Source organism: Luteibacter sp. ME-Dv--P-043b, from assembly GCF_030209605.1.
Classification (GTDB): domain Bacteria; phylum Pseudomonadota; class Gammaproteobacteria; order Xanthomonadales; family Rhodanobacteraceae; genus Luteibacter.
In genome coordinates, this window is the sequence record NZ_JARVRT010000020.1 from 52,486 (window position 1) to 67,125 (window position 14,640).

Below are 14,640 nucleotides of genomic sequence, written 5' to 3' on the forward strand. Positions count from 1 at the left end.
CGCTCAGCGGGCGACCAGCGTCTGCACGGTGGCGACCACGTCGCCCACCGTACGCACGCTCTTGAAATCCTCGGGCTTGATCCGGGTGCCGGTCATGTCCTGCACCTGGATGGCCAGATCGATCGCGTCGATGCTGTCCAGCTCCAGATCGGTGAACAGGTTGGCCTCGGGCGTGACCTTGGCCGGATCGATCTCGAACGTTTCCTGCAGCACGGCGCGCAGCCGAACCAGGACGTCGTCGTAGGTGAGGGTGTCAGCTGGGATCGCGCTCATAGCTCGGTAAGTCCATTTCATCCCCGGACGGGCGATCCACCGATGGCTTGTGCCAGTCATGGATGCGCATCACCGAGGCGATGAAGGTGATCGGAAGTGTCGTGTCGTCGCCAGCCCTTGGGCGGCATCCCCTTGGCCCCAAAAGCGCCGTGTAGGCAAAGCCTTACAAGAACCCAGGGGCGCCAAAAGCATAACAGATCATAAGGCCAGGTAGGAGCCCACGATGTGGGCGAACCCTCACCTTCGGTCGAGGCGAAAGACGCCATGCGCCCCAAGGTCCAGGCGGTTCCGTGAGCCCAACGAAGCCACCCTGGCGGGGAGGTGTGTCTTTTCGGGGTTTGGCCGTTCGCCCTGGCCAGCCTGAGGCGATCGCTGAGGGGATCGCGGACATACGGCCGGGGTGGGCCTGAGGGGATCGCGGACATCGTCCGCTCCTACATTTGCATTATTGGCCACCTCGCCCTCCAACAAAAGAGCCGCCCGGTCGCCCGGACGGCTCTTCATCACGCACATCCCGCCGGGCTTACTGCCCGCGCATACGGCCCTGGAACCGCGGCGCACCGTTGCCCATGTGGGGAAGGCGGATCTTGCCGATGGCGCTGATGCGCTCCTCGGCCATGCGGTCCGCGGCCTTGTAGGTCGGGATGTTGTCACGGGCGGAGATCTCGAAGATCCGGCCCACGTTGTAGTAGATCGTCCGCATCATGCGCATGGCACGCTCGCGGTTGTAGCCGTCGATCTCCAGCGAGACGTTCATCACGCCGCCGGCGTTCACGGCGTAATCCGGGGCGTAGACGATGCCGCGACGGGCCAGTTCGTCGCCGATCGCGTCCGTGGCCAGCTGGTTGTTGGCCGCGCCGCAGATGATCTTCGCCTTGATCCGGTCGATGGTCTGCTCGTTGACCGTGCCGCCCAGGGCGCACGGGCTGTAGACGTCGGCGTCCACGTCGTAGATCTCGTCCAGGCCCACGGCCTCGCAGCCGAGTTCGTCGACGCAGCGCTGCACGGCATCCTTGTTGATGTCGGTGACGAACACCTTGGCGCCCTGTTCGCGCAGCAGCTTGATGAACTCGCTGCCCACGTGACCGCAGCCCTGCACGGCGTAGCTGTACTTGCCCACGTCCTCGTTGCCGTGCTTGGACTGCAGCGCGGCCATCAGGCCCTGCAGCGTGCCGAACGCGGTGAACGGCGAGGGATCGCCCGAGCCACCGTGTACCTGGTGCACGCCGGTGACGTACTCGGTTTCACGGTAGACGTATTCCATGTCGTTGACGTCGATGCCCACGTCCTCGGCGGTGATGTACCGGCCGTTGAGCGAGTTGACGAAACGGCCGAACGCGCGGAACAGCGCCTCGGACTTGTCCTTGGAGGGATCGCCGATGATCACGGCCTTGCCGCCGCCCAGGTTCAGGCCCGCCACCGCGTTCTTGTACGTCATGCCGCGCGACAGGCGCAGCACGTCGTTCACGGCATCCTGCTCGGTCTTGTAGGGCCACATGCGCAGGCCGCCGAGGGAGGGGCCCAGCACGGTGTTGTGGATCGCGATGATGGCCTTCAGGCCGGCGTCCTTGTTGTGGCAGAAGACGACTTCTTCGTGGCCCGTGTTGGCGATGGTTTCGAAAATCATCGAGCGCAAACTCCAGTGGCAAGCGGCGGCGAGGCCGCTTCTAGGTGAATGACCGGCGGCGGGGACCGCCGGTCGATAATGACCGTCCAAAAAAATCGCCCCGGCCTGCAAGGGCGGGGGCGATCTGTCGTGTCAGGCGCCTAGTTTAAACCCTTGCGCCGGTTCGTGTGGTTGCGGCGCAGCAGACGGTCTCAGCGGTGCCAGTAGGGGTCGCGCACCCAGGTCTCGCGTTCGACGCGCCAGCCGCGGCCGTAGGGATGCCAGACCGGCGGGTGGTAGACGTAGCCGGGGCGCTGCGCGGCCCAGCGACCGCCGACCCAGACGTAGCGGCCGCCATACCAGTTCCAGTAACCGGGGGCCCAGACATAGCCCACCCGGGGCGGCGGCATGCGCTCGAAGCGCGGCGGCGGCGGACGGTCAGTCACGGTCACGCTGACGTATTCGCGCGCCGCGGCGGGCGCGGTGTAGCTCGCGGCGCCGAAGGTGAGGCCAAGGGCGGCCAGGGTGGCGAGCAGGGGCATGGGGCGCTTCATGGACGGTCTCCTTCGCGACGCTCCGCGGTTGCGGATTCGTGTGCCAGAACGTGGGCGGGCCGATGCCGGTTGACCCTTGCCTCTGGCGCGTTCAGGTTCGTGAAATCGCCGCGCTGCGGGAACCTTGTTCCCCGCCAGCGCTCGAATTCCCGCATGCTTCCCTTTTCGTCCATCGACCTGCCGAGTCCATGAAGCCTCCCCGCCGGTTCAGTGCGCGCACCGTCGCGACCCTGCTTGGCATCCGCCTCGCCTATCGGCTGGGCAGCCGGCTCGCGCCCGGTCGCACGGTCGCCCACGCCGCGCGCATCTTCCAGACGCCGCTGACCAGCAGCCGCCAGCGGGCGGTGCATGCCGTGGCGTCGACGTCCGCGCGCCGTGGCACGTTGTCCCTGGACGGGGAGTCCATCGCGACATACGTCTGGGGCGATCCGGCCACGCAGCCGTACATCCTGCTTGTCCATGGCTGGTCCAGCCTCGGCCTGCGTTGGGAGACATGGGCGCCCCATCTGCTTGCCCAGGGCTGGGCGGTTGTGGCGTTCGATCAGCCGGCGCACGGCCACAGCGGCGGCGAACTGTGCACCCTGCCGGATTTCGTTCGCACGCTGACCGCCGTGGCCCGGCATTTCGGCGATCCGGAAGGCGTGGTCGCCCATTCCCTCGGTGGCGCAGCCGCGACGCTGGCACTGGAGCGTGGCTGGACGACGAAGCGCGTGGTACTGATCGCGCCCGCGGCCGATCCGGAAGCCGCCACCGCGCGATTCGCCCGTTTCGTGCGGCTGGGCCAGCACCTGCGCCCATCCATGCACGACGCCCTGGCGCGGCGCACGGGCGTCGCCATCGAGGCCCTGCACATCGCGCACCATGGGCCGCAACGCACGCAGCCCCTGCTGGTGGTGCACGACGACACCGACCGCGACGTGCCGGTTGGCGAGGGTGAACTGTATGCCCGCCTCTGGCCCGGCGCGACCTTGCTGAAGACGCATGGCCTGGGGCACCGCCGCATCGTCGATGACGCAGGCGTCATGACGGCAGCGATACGCTTTCTCGCGGGCGCGGCGCCTTGCTGACCCGCCCATCCAGCCTCTTTTCCAGGAGCGAGCCATGACAACCACCTGTGCGGTGTGTGGATCGGAGCACGACCCGGAAGCACTCGAACTGGGCTATCGCCGCCCGGATGCCGTACTGGAACTCGACGAGGCCACCCGCGCCGCCAGCGTGTTCGAGAACGACGACCTCTGCGTGATCGACGCGCGTCGTTTCTTCGTTCGCTCTACGTTGCCGCTACCGCTGACGGGGCGCAACGACCGTTACCAGATCGGCGTGTGGGTGGAGGTATCCCCGGCCGACTTCGACCGCATCGGCAAGCTGTGGACCGACCCTGCGCAAGCCGTGGAGCCACCGATGTCGGCGACGCTGGCCAATGAGGTACGCCACCATCCGCACAGCCTCGGCCAGGCCTTGCTGCTGCAACTGATGGGACCGACCACGCGGCCGCAGGTGTTCGTGCGCGATCCGGCGTTCTCGTTGGGGGCCGAGCAGCGCCACGGCATCAGCTCCCATCGGGCCAGCGAGTATTCCGTGGGACTCAAGGCCGGCTGACGCTCAGGCGAGTAGGGCTTTCCTCAGCGCCGCGCCGCGTCCGGACAGCTTGAGGCTGGGCAATACCGCGCGCGTGTTCTCGCCGATCCGCCCGCCCGACTCCAGCAGCGACTCGTGCAGCAGCGCGAGCAGTGCCGACGTGTCGCGCGGCGGATCCTCGGGGCGTGCGCCGATCAAGACCTCGAGCAGGCCGGTCACCACCGGCAGCATACCCGGCGCGGTGCGTGCGGCGGCGGCCAGTGCTTTCGCATAGCGCGCGGCAAGCACATGGTCGCTTGCCAGGAGCGCGCTCATATCCGTGCCGAGCCGGTTGAGGTCGATCCGCCCTTCAAGCGAGGACTGCGCCAGCCCGTCCACGGCCAGTGCCGTCTGTCCTGGCTCCTTTCCGGCCAGGGCGAGGGCAAGCAGCAGTGTGCCCATCGGACCGGGCGTCACCGTCGGTTCGAGCAAAGGGAACAGGTAGGCGCGGTTCTGCCACTGCGCCTCGTACCAGCCCAGGTTGTTGCCGACGAGGCGACAGCCGCCGGCGAAAAAGGTATCCATGCACGACGGCAGCAACGTGGCCGAGTAACGCACCAGCGCTTCGTCGATACCGGCGTAGCCCCATCGATGCGAGGCATATCGCGGCTTGAACGCGGATGGCTGGTGGCGGTGCAGGGCGATCAACAGCGGATCGGCACCCTCGGGCGCGCAGTCGTCGTCGAGGATGAAATCGTGAAAGGTGTAGGTCTTGCCGTCGACCTGCGATTGCCGGGTCTCGATGTGCCAGGAGATCACTGGCGCGCGTGTGGTGTCGGGTCCCAGGTCGCCCAGTCGCGCAAGCATCAGCGGATCGTCCGCACCGGGGTGGCGGATGCGCGCCGCCGCAGCCATGAGCGCGCTATCGGGCTCGCCGGGATCGAGGGCGCCGCCCAGCGCATGGCCGAAGGCCTGGCGTAGCGATGAAGCGGGCAATGCGGCGAATTCGTCCGGCATCGGCGCCGCGGACGGCAGGCGAAGCAGCGCACGCACCGCCGTGCGTCTTTCCCACGGCACGCCGGCCGCGCCATGGGCGGCAATGCGCTGGGCGAGGCGGCCGGGATCGATGAAACCGCCGCGATGGGTTGCCGCGTCGAGCGGTTCCAGGCCTGCGCCGTGCCGCGCGGTTGCGACGGTGTCGACCACGCGGTGGAGTACCTGCAGGTCGATGTCTGCGTGCTCGCCGTAGTTGTCCACCATTCGTGCATAGTGCGGCGCGGGGAGGTCGAGCAGCATCGCGACGACCTGCGCGAGCGCCTGGGCGATCGGCTTGCGCTGGCGTGACAGCCGCTTCGCCACCGGCGCCAGTCGCGCACGAACGGTTGCACCGAGTGGCGCCATGCGTGTCAGCGCAGCAAGGACCGCTTCGAACGCATCGATGTCCGTGTCGTTCGCGAAGACGTAGGCCACGCGTTCCGCAAGCGTGTCGGCATCGTCGATGCGTGGCAGTTCGCGCGAGGCATCGCACGGTTCCGGCAGCTTCGTCGTTTCGATGAAGACGTCGACCGGTTGGCGTTCCACGGCGGGCGACAGGGCGACCAGTGTGACCAGCGCGGGGCGATTCGATGCGGCGATGCCGGGCAGGTAGGTCGCGAGCGTCGCGCGTAACGTGTCGTCGAGCGCTATACCGCTCAGCCGCTTGATCGCCTTCGCCTGCACGCCCGCATCGGCGTGCCCCAATGCGTCGACGAGAAGCCGCGCTACCTGGTCCGCCAGTGCGGGTTCGACACGCAGACGGCGCTCGGCCAGCTTCATCGCCGATTCGACCTGTCCTTTCGCCGCCGCGTGCATGACAGGTGCGAGCGCGTCGAGCAGGTCGTGCCCTTGGATCGATACGGAGGCGTCGATCTTCTCCAGCGCCTTCAGCGCCAGGCCCACGGTGGGCGGAATGCGGCTGCGGCACAGCGCAAGGTAACGCGGCAGGCGCGCGCCGAGTTCGTCGGGTGTAGGTCCAAGGCGCTCGTGGAAACGTGAGAACCAACCCGAGCGGAACTGCGGCCAGTCCTTTTCCAGCGCGTCGAGGGTCTTGTCCAGCAGCAGGTCGCGACCGAAGTGCGACTGTGACCACGGCGAGGCGAAGAAGATCGACCACGCGTCCCGGCGGTATTTGTCCACGGAGGCGAGGCTGGCATCCGAGGTGCCTTCGATTTCCATGACGCGCAGGATCACGTCGTGCAAGGTGGGATCGCCCTGCACATAGGCTTCCATCGACACCTTCTTGGCCCAGCCGGCGTAGGTCGGCAGGTCCATCATCATCTGCGTGTGAGCCTCATCGTCCGGCCGGGGCACCAGGCCGCTTTCGATGAACGGGTTCAGGTAATTCAGCGTGACCCGTGGCAGCGCCATCATCGCCTCGCCCAGGCCTTCGAGGCTGGGCGGATCGAACTCGCGAGCCAGCGCCGCGGCATCGTCTGCGCGCAGGAACGCGCCGGCCGCGTCGCGTGCCGTGCCGCAAACGAAAAGAGCCGCGCCCGTGGCGAACTCGCGGTCGCGCTGGGGTTGCTTGTCCTCCCACGGCACCTGCGGGTCGTCCTGTTCCCTGAGCACGCGAGCCCGCTCGCGAAGAGCCGGTGCAAGGCTGGCCCGTTGCCCGCGCGGTATCTCGCGCAGCGCGGCGGTGACGGCCTCGATATCGCCCCGTTCGATCGCCTCGTCCAGCATGTGGCCGATGGTCGTGCTCATGCCTGGGCCTCGCGCAGGGCGGTGGCCGCGAGCACGTGCTTGCACGGTCCGCGTTCCTCGCCGTGTTTGGCGAACCATGGGCACGTACAGCGCACCTGCCCGTCGACCTCGCGGACGCGATGCCTGATACCGTCGCTCTCGACCTCGGCAACGAACGACGGACCGGCTTCCAGGCGTACCGCGCCATGGGCGAGCAGGTCTTTCGCCGCGGCCAGACGGGGATGCATATCGTCGATAGACGAAAGATCGAAGGGTAGTACGCGGTGGAAGTGGGCCTGCTCGGCGACGTCGTAGCCCACGAGGCCGACCGCGCCGAGGGCGCGTAACGCGTCGTCGACCCGCTCGAGGGCGATACCGGTGGCCAGCGATACCTCGTCCGCGCGCAGCAGGCCCTGCCAGTTCAGATGGGCGCGGACGCGATCGAGCACGGATGCGTGGCCTTCGTTGTCCAGGCGCATCAACGCATGCAGCGATTGACCCTCGCCGGAGAAGCCGCGCCAGGTTTCCGCACTCAGCGCGAGGGTGACGCGGATGCCGTCGAAGTCGAGCACCCAGGCGCTGGCCTGGTTGGCCGGATCCGCGTGGACGGTGAGCCGCTCGGCGTACGGCAGCAGCGGTTCGAGCACGCGCAGGCGCGTGCTGTCGGTGAGGCGGACGCCATCGTCCACGGCGCGGGTGGTGGTGAACAGGCCCGACGCACCGCGGGCGATCCACAGCGGTGTGCGGCTGGTGGAGGCGCGAGGCAGCGCGCGGAGGAAGCGCAGCGCATCGACGGCGGTGACCTCCAGTCGTGGCGTCATCGCCGACTGGAAGGCCTGCACTTCGAGCATGCCGCGTACCCAGCGTTCGGGCAGGGCGACCTTGCGTTCGGTGACCGACCCTGCGCCGCTGGTCAGCGTCATTTCGTCGGTGCCGACCGAAAAGCCCAGGCCATGATCGTCGCGCACGCGGGCAAGCGCGGCGCGCATAGGGGCGTTGAAATCGACGTTGGTGGTTCCCTTGCCGACGATGTCCCCTTCGTAGCCGCGCTGCCCCAGGTCCACGCGGATGTAGGCACTGCAACAGGACGAGAAGCCCTCGAAGCGGAGCAGTCCGCCGCCCGAGGTGACCACCGGGTCGGCCAGCGCGATGCGTTTGGCCAGCGTGTTCGGCGGGGTGAAGAAGCGCGCGCCGACGATCAGGTGCACCGCGGTGAGCGCATCGGCGACCAGGCGCGGGCGGTGCACGCGACCCTCGAAGAAACGGGGCGGGGCGGCCTCGAGCGGGCTGCTGGTCACCAGCGTCAGGTGCGGGCCGGCGCAGTCGGCGCGGTCGGCGACCGCCGAGGCGCCCTGGTAGCGGTAGGCGTGCTGTACGTCGGCCAAGCGTGGCGCTCCTTCCCTGGTCCAAAGGGCATTAGACCCGATCTCGGCGCGGCCGGGGAAGAGTCTCGCTGCACCGCGTCAGAGCCCGCGGCGCCCGCGGGGCTAGAATCGACCGGTTCCCTCCCCAGACGTCGCGTTCCCCGGAGTTTCCATGAGCTCGCAGCCCAAGCCTATCCCCGCCAGCCATACCGACGCGGAGGGAACGCCGCTGCGTTTCGTCACGGCGGCCAGCCTGTTTGACGGCCACGACGCCGCGATCAACATCATGCGACGGATCATCCAGAGCCAGGGCGCCGAGGTGATCCACCTGGGCCACAACCGCTCGGTGGAAGACGTGGTGCGCGCCGCCTTGCAGGAAGACGCCGATGCCATCGCGCTGTCGTCGTACCAGGGGGGCCACGTGGAGTACTTCAAGTACATGGTCGACATGCTGCGCGAGCGCGGCGCCGGCCATGTGCGCGTGTTCGGCGGTGGCGGGGGCACCATCACGCCGGAGGAGATCCGCGAACTGCAGGCGTACGGCGTGGAGCGCATCTACCACCCCAACGACGGCATGAAGCTCGGCCTCACCGAGATGATCGAGGACGTGATGACGCGCACGCGCAACGCCACGCGCGAACGCACCGTCACCACGCCGGAAGCTACCTCGGTGGACGACGAGATTTCCATCGGCGCCATGCTGTCCGCCATCGAGGAAGACCAGCTTCCCGAGGCGGATCTGGCGCGCCAGCGCAAGGCCTGGCAACTGGCCGGCGGCAAGACGCCGGTGCTCGGCCTTACCGGCACCGGTGGCGCGGGCAAGTCGTCGGTCGTGGACGAGCTGTTGCTGCGTTTCCTGCATGCGTTCCCGGACATGCGCATCGCCGTGCTGGCGGTGGATCCCACGCGTCGCCGCAGCGGCGGTGCGCTGCTGGGCGATCGCATCCGCATGAACTCGCTGCGCAGTCCGCGCGTCTACATGCGCTCGATGGCCACGCGCCGGCAGCACGCCGCCACGTCCATCGTGCTGCACGACTGCATCGATTTTCTGAAATCGCAGGCGTATGACCTGGTGATCGTGGAAACCGCCGGCATCGGCCAGAGCGATTCGGAAATCGTCGACCTGGTCGATTTCCCGGTCTACGTGATGACCAGCGAATACGGCGCGGCCAGCCAGCTCGAGAAGATCGACATGCTGGATTTCGCCGAGCTGGTGGTGCTGAACAAGTACGACAAGCGTGGCGCCGAAGACGCCCTGCGCGACGTGCGCAAGCAGTGGAAGCGTAACCGCACCGCCTTCCAGATGGCCGACGAGAACGTGCCGGTTTACCCCACCATCGCCAGCCAGTTCAACGACCCGGGCGTCACCTGGATGTTCGACAATCTGTGCCGGCTACTGCGCGAGAAGCTGGCGCTGCCCGGCGCGACATGGACGCCGGTGGTGGATACCACGCTGCGCGAGCCGCGCGCCACGGTATTGATTCCCGGCAACCGCGTGCGCTATCTCGCGGAAATCGCCGAGCAGGGGCGCGGCGTGAACCACGGCATCGCGAAGCAGGCCGAGGCGGCGAGCAAGGCGCAGCACTACTACGAATCGCTGAAGGACATCGGTGACGACGCGCTGCCGCGGGCGTTCGACCTCTACGACCACGCGGCGCTCACCGTGGAAGGCGACCGCTCGCTGGTCACGCTCCGCCAGCGTTACAACGAAGCCGTGCGCGAACTGACCAGCGAGGCCATCCACCTGTTGCGGGAGTGGCCGTCACGCTTCGCCGCGGTCACGGCGGAGTTCAACGAGTACCAGGTGCGCGACAAGGTGATCCGGGTCGAGAACTACCGCGAATCGCTCAGCCACCAGAAGATCCCCAAGGTGTCGCCGCCGAAGACGAAGGATTGGGGCGAGCTGCTGTCGTTCCTGATGCGGGAGAACCTGCCCGGCCATTACCCGTATACCGGCGGTGTCTTCCCGTATCGCCGCGCAGGGGAGGACCCCACCCGCATGTTCGCGGGCGAGGGCACGCCGGAACGCACCAACCGTCGTTTCCATTACCTGTCGCTGGGCGGTGCCGCCGCGCGGCTGTCCACTGCGTTCGATTCGGTCACGCTGTACGGAGAAGACCCGGCGCCGCGGCCGGACATTTACGGCAAGATCGGCAACTCCGGCGTGTCCATCGCCACGCTGGACGACATGAAGAAGCTGTATTCGGGCTTCGACCTCTCGGCGCCATCCACGTCCGTGTCGATGACGATCAACGGCCCCGCGCCGATCATCCTCGCGATGTTCATGAACACTGCGATCGACCAGAACATCGAGAAGTACCTCAACGAGGACGCCTCGCGCTGGGATGCCGCCAACGCGCATATCGCGCGCCTGTACCCCGACGGCAACCGCCCGACGTACCACGGCGACCTGCCGGAGGGTAACGACGGGCTGGGCCTCGGCTTGCTCGGCGTTTCCGGCGAAGAGGTGGTCGATCCGGAAACCTACGCGCGCATCAAGGCCTGGACCCTGGCCAACGTGCGCGGCACGGTGCAGGCGGACATCCTCAAGGAAGACCAGGCCCAGAACACCTGCATCTTCAGCACGGAGTTCGCCCTGCGCATGATGGGCGACATCCAGCAGTATTTCGTCGACCACAAGGTGCGCAATTTCTACTCGGTGTCGATCTCGGGGTATCACATCGCCGAAGCCGGCGCCAACCCGATCAGCCAGCTGGCCTTTACCCTGTCCAATGGCTTCACCATCGTCGAGTACTACCTCGCCCGCGGGATGAAGATCGACGACTTCGCACCCAACCTGTCGTTCTTCTTTTCCAACGGCATGGACCCGGAATACACGGTGATCGGCCGCGTGGCGCGGCGCATCTGGGCGCGCGCGATGCGCGAGCGGTACGGCGCCACCGCGCGCAGCCAGATGCTCAAGTACCACATCCAGACCTCCGGCCGCTCGCTGCATGCGCAGGAGATCCAGTTCAACGATATCCGCACCACGCTGCAGGCGCTGTACGCGCTGTTCGATAACTGCAACAGCCTGCACACCAATGCGTATGACGAGGCGATCACCACGCCCACCGAGGAAAGCGTGCGACGCGCCGTGGCGATCCAGCTCATCATCAATCGCGAGCTTGGCCTCAATTTCAACGAAAACCCGTGGCAGGGCAGCTACGTGGTCGACGAACTGACCGACCTGGTGGAAGAAGCGGTGTACAAGGAGTTCGAAGCGATCAGCGAGCGCGGCGGCGTGCTGGGCGCCATGGACACCATGTACCAGCGCGGCAAGATCCAGGAAGAGTCGATGTACTACGAGCACCGCAAGCACGACGGCACGCTGCCGCTGATCGGCGTCAACACCTTCCTGCCCAAGGACCATGGCGGCGAGATCGCCACCGAGATCGAGCTGATCCGCTCCACGGAAGAAGAAAAGGGCCAGCAGATCGACAACGTGCTGCTCTACGGCAAGGCGCGCAACGACCTGGCCCCGGAGAGCCTGGTGACGTTGCAGAAGACGGCGCGCGACCGGCGTAACGTGTTCGAGCAGCTGATGGACGCGGTGAAGAACAACTCCCTCGGCCAGATCAGCCACGCGCTGTACGACGTGGGTGGCGAGTACCGCCGAAACATGTAATCGGCGCGGCGGCCAGGCGCCGCGGCAGTGCCCGATGTGGACCCGGCAAGGCTTGGTCCCGTCGGGTCGATGCGGCTAAGCTGGGGCGATACTTTCAGGGAAGTCCTGCATGCAACGGATGGCCATCGCCTTAGGTTTTACGATTTTCGCGATCGTGGCGCCGGGAACGCAGGCCGCCCAGGTCGCGCAAGCCACGCAGGCCACCCAGGTGACTCCGCATAGCGACGGCTTCACGCTGGTTGCCACGGCATCCGCCGAAACCCGCCACATCAACGTCTACACGCCCCCGGGCTACGGCTCCTCTAAAGACCGCTATCCCGTCCTCTACATGCCCGACGGCGGGTTGCAGGAGGATTTTCCACATGTAGCCGCCACCCTCGACGAAGGCATCCGGGCAGGGGAGATCCGGCCGGTGATCCTGGTGGGCATCGAGAACACCGAACGGCGCCGCGACATGACCGGGCCCACTACGGTGGCTGAGGACAAGAAGATCGCCCCACACGTGGGCGGCTCGGCCTTATTCCGAGCCTTCATCGCCCGGCAGCTGGTGCCGGAGATTGCCCGGCGTTACCGCGTGGATGGGCACCGCGGCATCATCGGCGAATCGCTAGCGGGGCTGTTTTCCGTGGAAAGCCTGCTGCGCGAGCCCACGTTGTTCGACACGGTGATCGCGATCAGCCCCAGTCTCTGGTGGAACGACGCGGCGCTGATGCGTGACGCACCCGCGCTGATCGCCGCGATGCCCGCCGCCCCGCGGCGTCTGTTCCTCACCTCCGCCGACGAGGACACCATCGGCCCGCACGTCGCTCAGCTGGATCGCCTTCTGGCCGCTGCACCGCCCGCTGGCCTCACTTGGACGTACGTGCCCCGCCCGGACCAGCACCACGACACCATTTATCGAGCCTCCGAGCACTACGCACTACGCTGGGCATATCCCCCGCTGAAGCCTGCGGCCGTCGTGCCTGGCCGATGAAGGAAAGCGTGAAGCGTGAGATGCCGCGGTAATGGTGGAATACCGGCATCCTTCCATGGTAACTCGTGTAGTTGCCACCGCTGGATTCACCCTGCAACCTTGAACCATCGCCCCCATCCGTAGTCCCATGGGGACAGATTTTGTCGTGGGAGCGGTACATTGAGCAGTCAGTCGTCGGGTTCGAAGTGGATCGCCGGGGTGTTGATCCTTGCCATCGTTGCGGTGGCCGGTGTGTTCTTCTGGCGCGAAAAACAGGCGCGCGACGCCGCCACGCCCGCTCCCACGGCTGCGTCGTCGGTTGCTGGCGCGACGTCCACGGCGTTGAACGAACCCGCGCTTCCCCAGCACCCCATCGGCCCCGCCACGGGTTCCACGGCCGCGCTGCCCAGCCTGGACCAGAGTGACGATGCGGTGCTGTCGGGCCTGCTGGCCCTGACCAGCGACGATGCACTGAAGTCGCTGCTCAAGTCCGATGCCATCGTCTCGCGCATGGTCTCGACGATCGACGCGCTGCCGAAACGCACCGTGGGCACGAACGTGTTGCCGCTGCATACGCCGGCCGGCCGCTTCCAGGTGGTGTCGGACGATGGAAGCTTCGTCGCGTCGAAGAAAAATGCGGAGCGCTACGCGACCTACATGTATGTCGCCGACCGCATCAGCCCCAAGGCCGCGGCTGCCTGGTACAAGCACAACTACCCGCTGTTCCAGCAGGCCTATCGCGACCTGGGCACCGGCGGCTATTTCAACGACCGGCTGGTGCAGGTGATCGACGACCTGCTGGCCGCGCCGGAGCCGCAGGGTAACCTGCAGCTGCTGCCGGAAAAGGAAGGCTATATCTACGCCAACCCGGCCATCGAGCAGCTCTCGGCCGGGCAGCGCTTCATGATCCGTGTCGGTCCGATCAATGAGGCGAAGCTGAAAGCGAAGCTTCGCGGGTTGCGGCAGGAAGTGGTCAAGCCGGACGCGGCCTCGTCCGGGTCCGAGGCGCCTACGGCTTCCTCTGCGAAGGATCCCGCACCGGCACGTTGATGTTGCACAGGTCGATCTTCCCCGCTGGTCGCGTGTAGAAATCGTCCTTGCGATTGCGCTTGGCCTCGATCAGCGCGGCGAAAGGGGTGCTGTCCGTCCGCAGCACCTGTATAGACGTGCGCTCCGCTTCGGGCACGTCGGCGGCCACGCGCACGCTCTTGATCGACACGCGCTGCGCGGGCTTGTCGTAGACGCCCATGGGTTCGCCGCCACGCGGATAGATCGTCTCCTGCCGTGCCTTAGCGACACGCTGGGCAATCTGACGATCGGCCATGCACTGCTCCAAACACACCGAGGTCTCGAAACAAAATACCGGTAAGGAGACCCGCGGTGCGTACAAGCAAACCTGCCCAATAGTTAGATTGTCGCGACTTCAAACAGGCCGACGGCGGCAGGCAGGTCGTTAACCTATGTGATCAGCCCTGCACTATGCGGCGCTGCAAAACCGCCCACGGCGAGCATTGATTCTGCAAATAGCAAACGAGGGCATTCGCGCAAAGTCAGCTCTCTCCGCTTAATTTGACGGTCAAGTTGATCTTGGCATTGAATCCTATGCCATAAGAAGAGAGATTTTTTCCATCTTCGAGCACTATTTTCCCGCCCGGTAATAACAGGCGCTGTTGATCCGTCGGTATGCCTTCCTTATCAGCGATTTTGGATTTGACTTCGTCGACGGTCGTGTCTGATTCTACTTCCAAAGCGATTTGTTTTCCGATCAGCGTGTTTATGAAGATCTGCATGACATTCCCTTTTTCCTATCCGATCAAAGCCGCGGACGGTCGGCTGCTAGAGGACACGAAAACCACCATGGCAACATGGCCGAAAGCAGCCCAAATCTAGTCGCACGCCGACTAATCGCCTCAAAATCACCCAGGTGGCGCGGCAGGAGATTTCCAAAGGCTTGATTCGACTTGCGTTAGTCCTTGGGTTTCGCCAGG

12 protein-coding genes are annotated in these 14,640 nt (G+C 66.2%); 5 read left to right on the forward strand and 7 right to left on the reverse strand.

Going from position 1 to position 14,640, the window contains the following annotated elements; all coding sequences use genetic code 11:
* Positions 1-3: 3 nt before the first annotated feature.
* The 3 genes from QRN34_RS13095 to QRN34_RS13105 form a co-directional block, all read right to left on the reverse strand.
* The gene (locus QRN34_RS13095; protein WP_036143061.1) at positions 4-273 is read right to left on the reverse strand and encodes an acyl carrier protein; all 270 of its coding nucleotides are present in this window, start codon (positions 271-273) and stop codon (positions 4-6) included.
* Between the two features lie 523 nt (positions 274-796).
* Positions 797-1,900 (reverse strand): Glu/Leu/Phe/Val dehydrogenase dimerization domain-containing protein, encoded by a 1,104-nt coding sequence (locus tag QRN34_RS13100; protein ID WP_036143059.1) that lies wholly within the window; start codon positions 1,898-1,900, stop codon positions 797-799.
* Positions 1,901-2,091: 191 nt separating this feature from the next.
* On the reverse strand, positions 2,092-2,433 hold the full coding sequence (locus QRN34_RS13105; protein ID WP_285405043.1) for a hypothetical protein: 342 nt from the start codon (positions 2,431-2,433) through the stop codon (positions 2,092-2,094).
* Between the two features lie 188 nt (positions 2,434-2,621).
* Here QRN34_RS13105 and QRN34_RS13110 point away from each other — a divergent pair, with 188 nt between their 5' ends.
* Both QRN34_RS13110 and QRN34_RS13115 read left to right on the forward strand, forming a co-directional pair.
* Positions 2,622-3,500, forward strand: a complete 879-nt coding sequence (locus QRN34_RS13110; RefSeq protein ID WP_285405044.1) for an alpha/beta fold hydrolase — start codon at positions 2,622-2,624, stop codon at positions 3,498-3,500.
* Between the two features lie 34 nt (positions 3,501-3,534).
* Entirely contained in the window at positions 3,535-4,032 is a 498-nt protein-coding gene (locus QRN34_RS13115; RefSeq protein WP_285405045.1) for a DUF2199 domain-containing protein, read from the forward strand.
* A gap of 3 nt (positions 4,033-4,035) precedes the next feature.
* Here the strand turns inward: QRN34_RS13115 and QRN34_RS13120 are convergent, their stop codons facing one another.
* Complete coding sequence (locus tag QRN34_RS13120; RefSeq protein ID WP_285405046.1) at positions 4,036-6,732, reverse strand: DUF6493 family protein; 2,697 nt, start codon at positions 6,730-6,732, stop codon at positions 4,036-4,038.
* Positions 6,729-8,096 (reverse strand): SWIM zinc finger family protein, encoded by a 1,368-nt coding sequence (locus QRN34_RS13125; protein WP_285405047.1) that lies wholly within the window; start codon positions 8,094-8,096, stop codon positions 6,729-6,731. The genes QRN34_RS13120 and QRN34_RS13125 overlap by 4 nt, the downstream gene beginning before the upstream one ends.
* Before the next feature lie 151 nt (positions 8,097-8,247).
* Between QRN34_RS13125 and QRN34_RS13130 the strand changes: the two genes are divergently transcribed.
* The 3 genes from QRN34_RS13130 to QRN34_RS13140 all read left to right on the forward strand — a co-directional run bounded on the left by QRN34_RS13130 (position 8,248) and on the right by QRN34_RS13140 (position 13,702).
* A complete protein-coding gene (locus tag QRN34_RS13130; protein WP_285405048.1) occupies positions 8,248-11,700 on the forward strand; it encodes a methylmalonyl-CoA mutase family protein in 3,453 nt (1,150 codons plus the stop codon).
* A gap of 109 nt (positions 11,701-11,809) precedes the next feature.
* Positions 11,810-12,673, forward strand: a complete 864-nt coding sequence (locus QRN34_RS13135) for an alpha/beta hydrolase-fold protein (protein ID WP_285405049.1) — start codon at positions 11,810-11,812, stop codon at positions 12,671-12,673.
* A gap of 159 nt (positions 12,674-12,832) precedes the next feature.
* The gene (locus tag QRN34_RS13140) at positions 12,833-13,702 is read left to right on the forward strand and encodes a DUF3014 domain-containing protein (protein WP_285405050.1); all 870 of its coding nucleotides are present in this window, start codon (positions 12,833-12,835) and stop codon (positions 13,700-13,702) included.
* Here QRN34_RS13140 and QRN34_RS13145 read toward each other — a convergent pair.
* Both QRN34_RS13145 and QRN34_RS13150 read right to left on the reverse strand, forming a co-directional pair.
* On the reverse strand, positions 13,662-13,976 hold the full coding sequence (locus QRN34_RS13145) for a hypothetical protein (RefSeq protein WP_345782901.1): 315 nt from the start codon (positions 13,974-13,976) through the stop codon (positions 13,662-13,664). The two genes, QRN34_RS13140 and QRN34_RS13145, sit on opposite strands and share 41 nt — an antisense overlap.
* A 226-nt stretch (positions 13,977-14,202) precedes the next feature.
* Positions 14,203-14,442: a ubiquitin-like protein gene (locus QRN34_RS13150; protein WP_285405051.1), complete on the reverse strand. Its 240-nt coding sequence runs from the start codon at positions 14,440-14,442 to the stop codon at positions 14,203-14,205.
* Positions 14,443-14,640 lie beyond the last annotated feature (198 nt).

Coding starts and splice junctions, on each gene's coding strand:
- QRN34_RS13095 (WP_036143061.1), bottom strand. CDS start 273: ATGAGCGCGATCCCAGCTGACACCCTCACCTACGACGACGTCCTGGTT.
- QRN34_RS13100 (WP_036143059.1), bottom strand. CDS start 1,900: ATGATTTTCGAAACCATCGCCAACACGGGCCACGAAGAAGTCGTCTTC.
- QRN34_RS13105 (WP_285405043.1), bottom strand. CDS start 2,433: ATGAAGCGCCCCATGCCCCTGCTCGCCACCCTGGCCGCCCTTGGCCTC.
- QRN34_RS13110 (WP_285405044.1), top strand. CDS start 2,622: ATGAAGCCTCCCCGCCGGTTCAGTGCGCGCACCGTCGCGACCCTGCTT.
- QRN34_RS13115 (WP_285405045.1), top strand. CDS start 3,535: ATGACAACCACCTGTGCGGTGTGTGGATCGGAGCACGACCCGGAAGCA.
- QRN34_RS13120 (WP_285405046.1), bottom strand. CDS start 6,732: ATGAGCACGACCATCGGCCACATGCTGGACGAGGCGATCGAACGGGGC.
- QRN34_RS13130 (WP_285405048.1), top strand. CDS start 8,248: ATGAGCTCGCAGCCCAAGCCTATCCCCGCCAGCCATACCGACGCGGAG.
- QRN34_RS13135 (WP_285405049.1), top strand. CDS start 11,810: ATGCAACGGATGGCCATCGCCTTAGGTTTTACGATTTTCGCGATCGTG.
- QRN34_RS13145 (WP_345782901.1), bottom strand. CDS start 13,976: ATGGCCGATCGTCAGATTGCCCAGCGTGTCGCTAAGGCACGGCAGGAG.
- QRN34_RS13150 (WP_285405051.1), bottom strand. CDS start 14,442: ATGCAGATCTTCATAAACACGCTGATCGGAAAACAAATCGCTTTGGAA.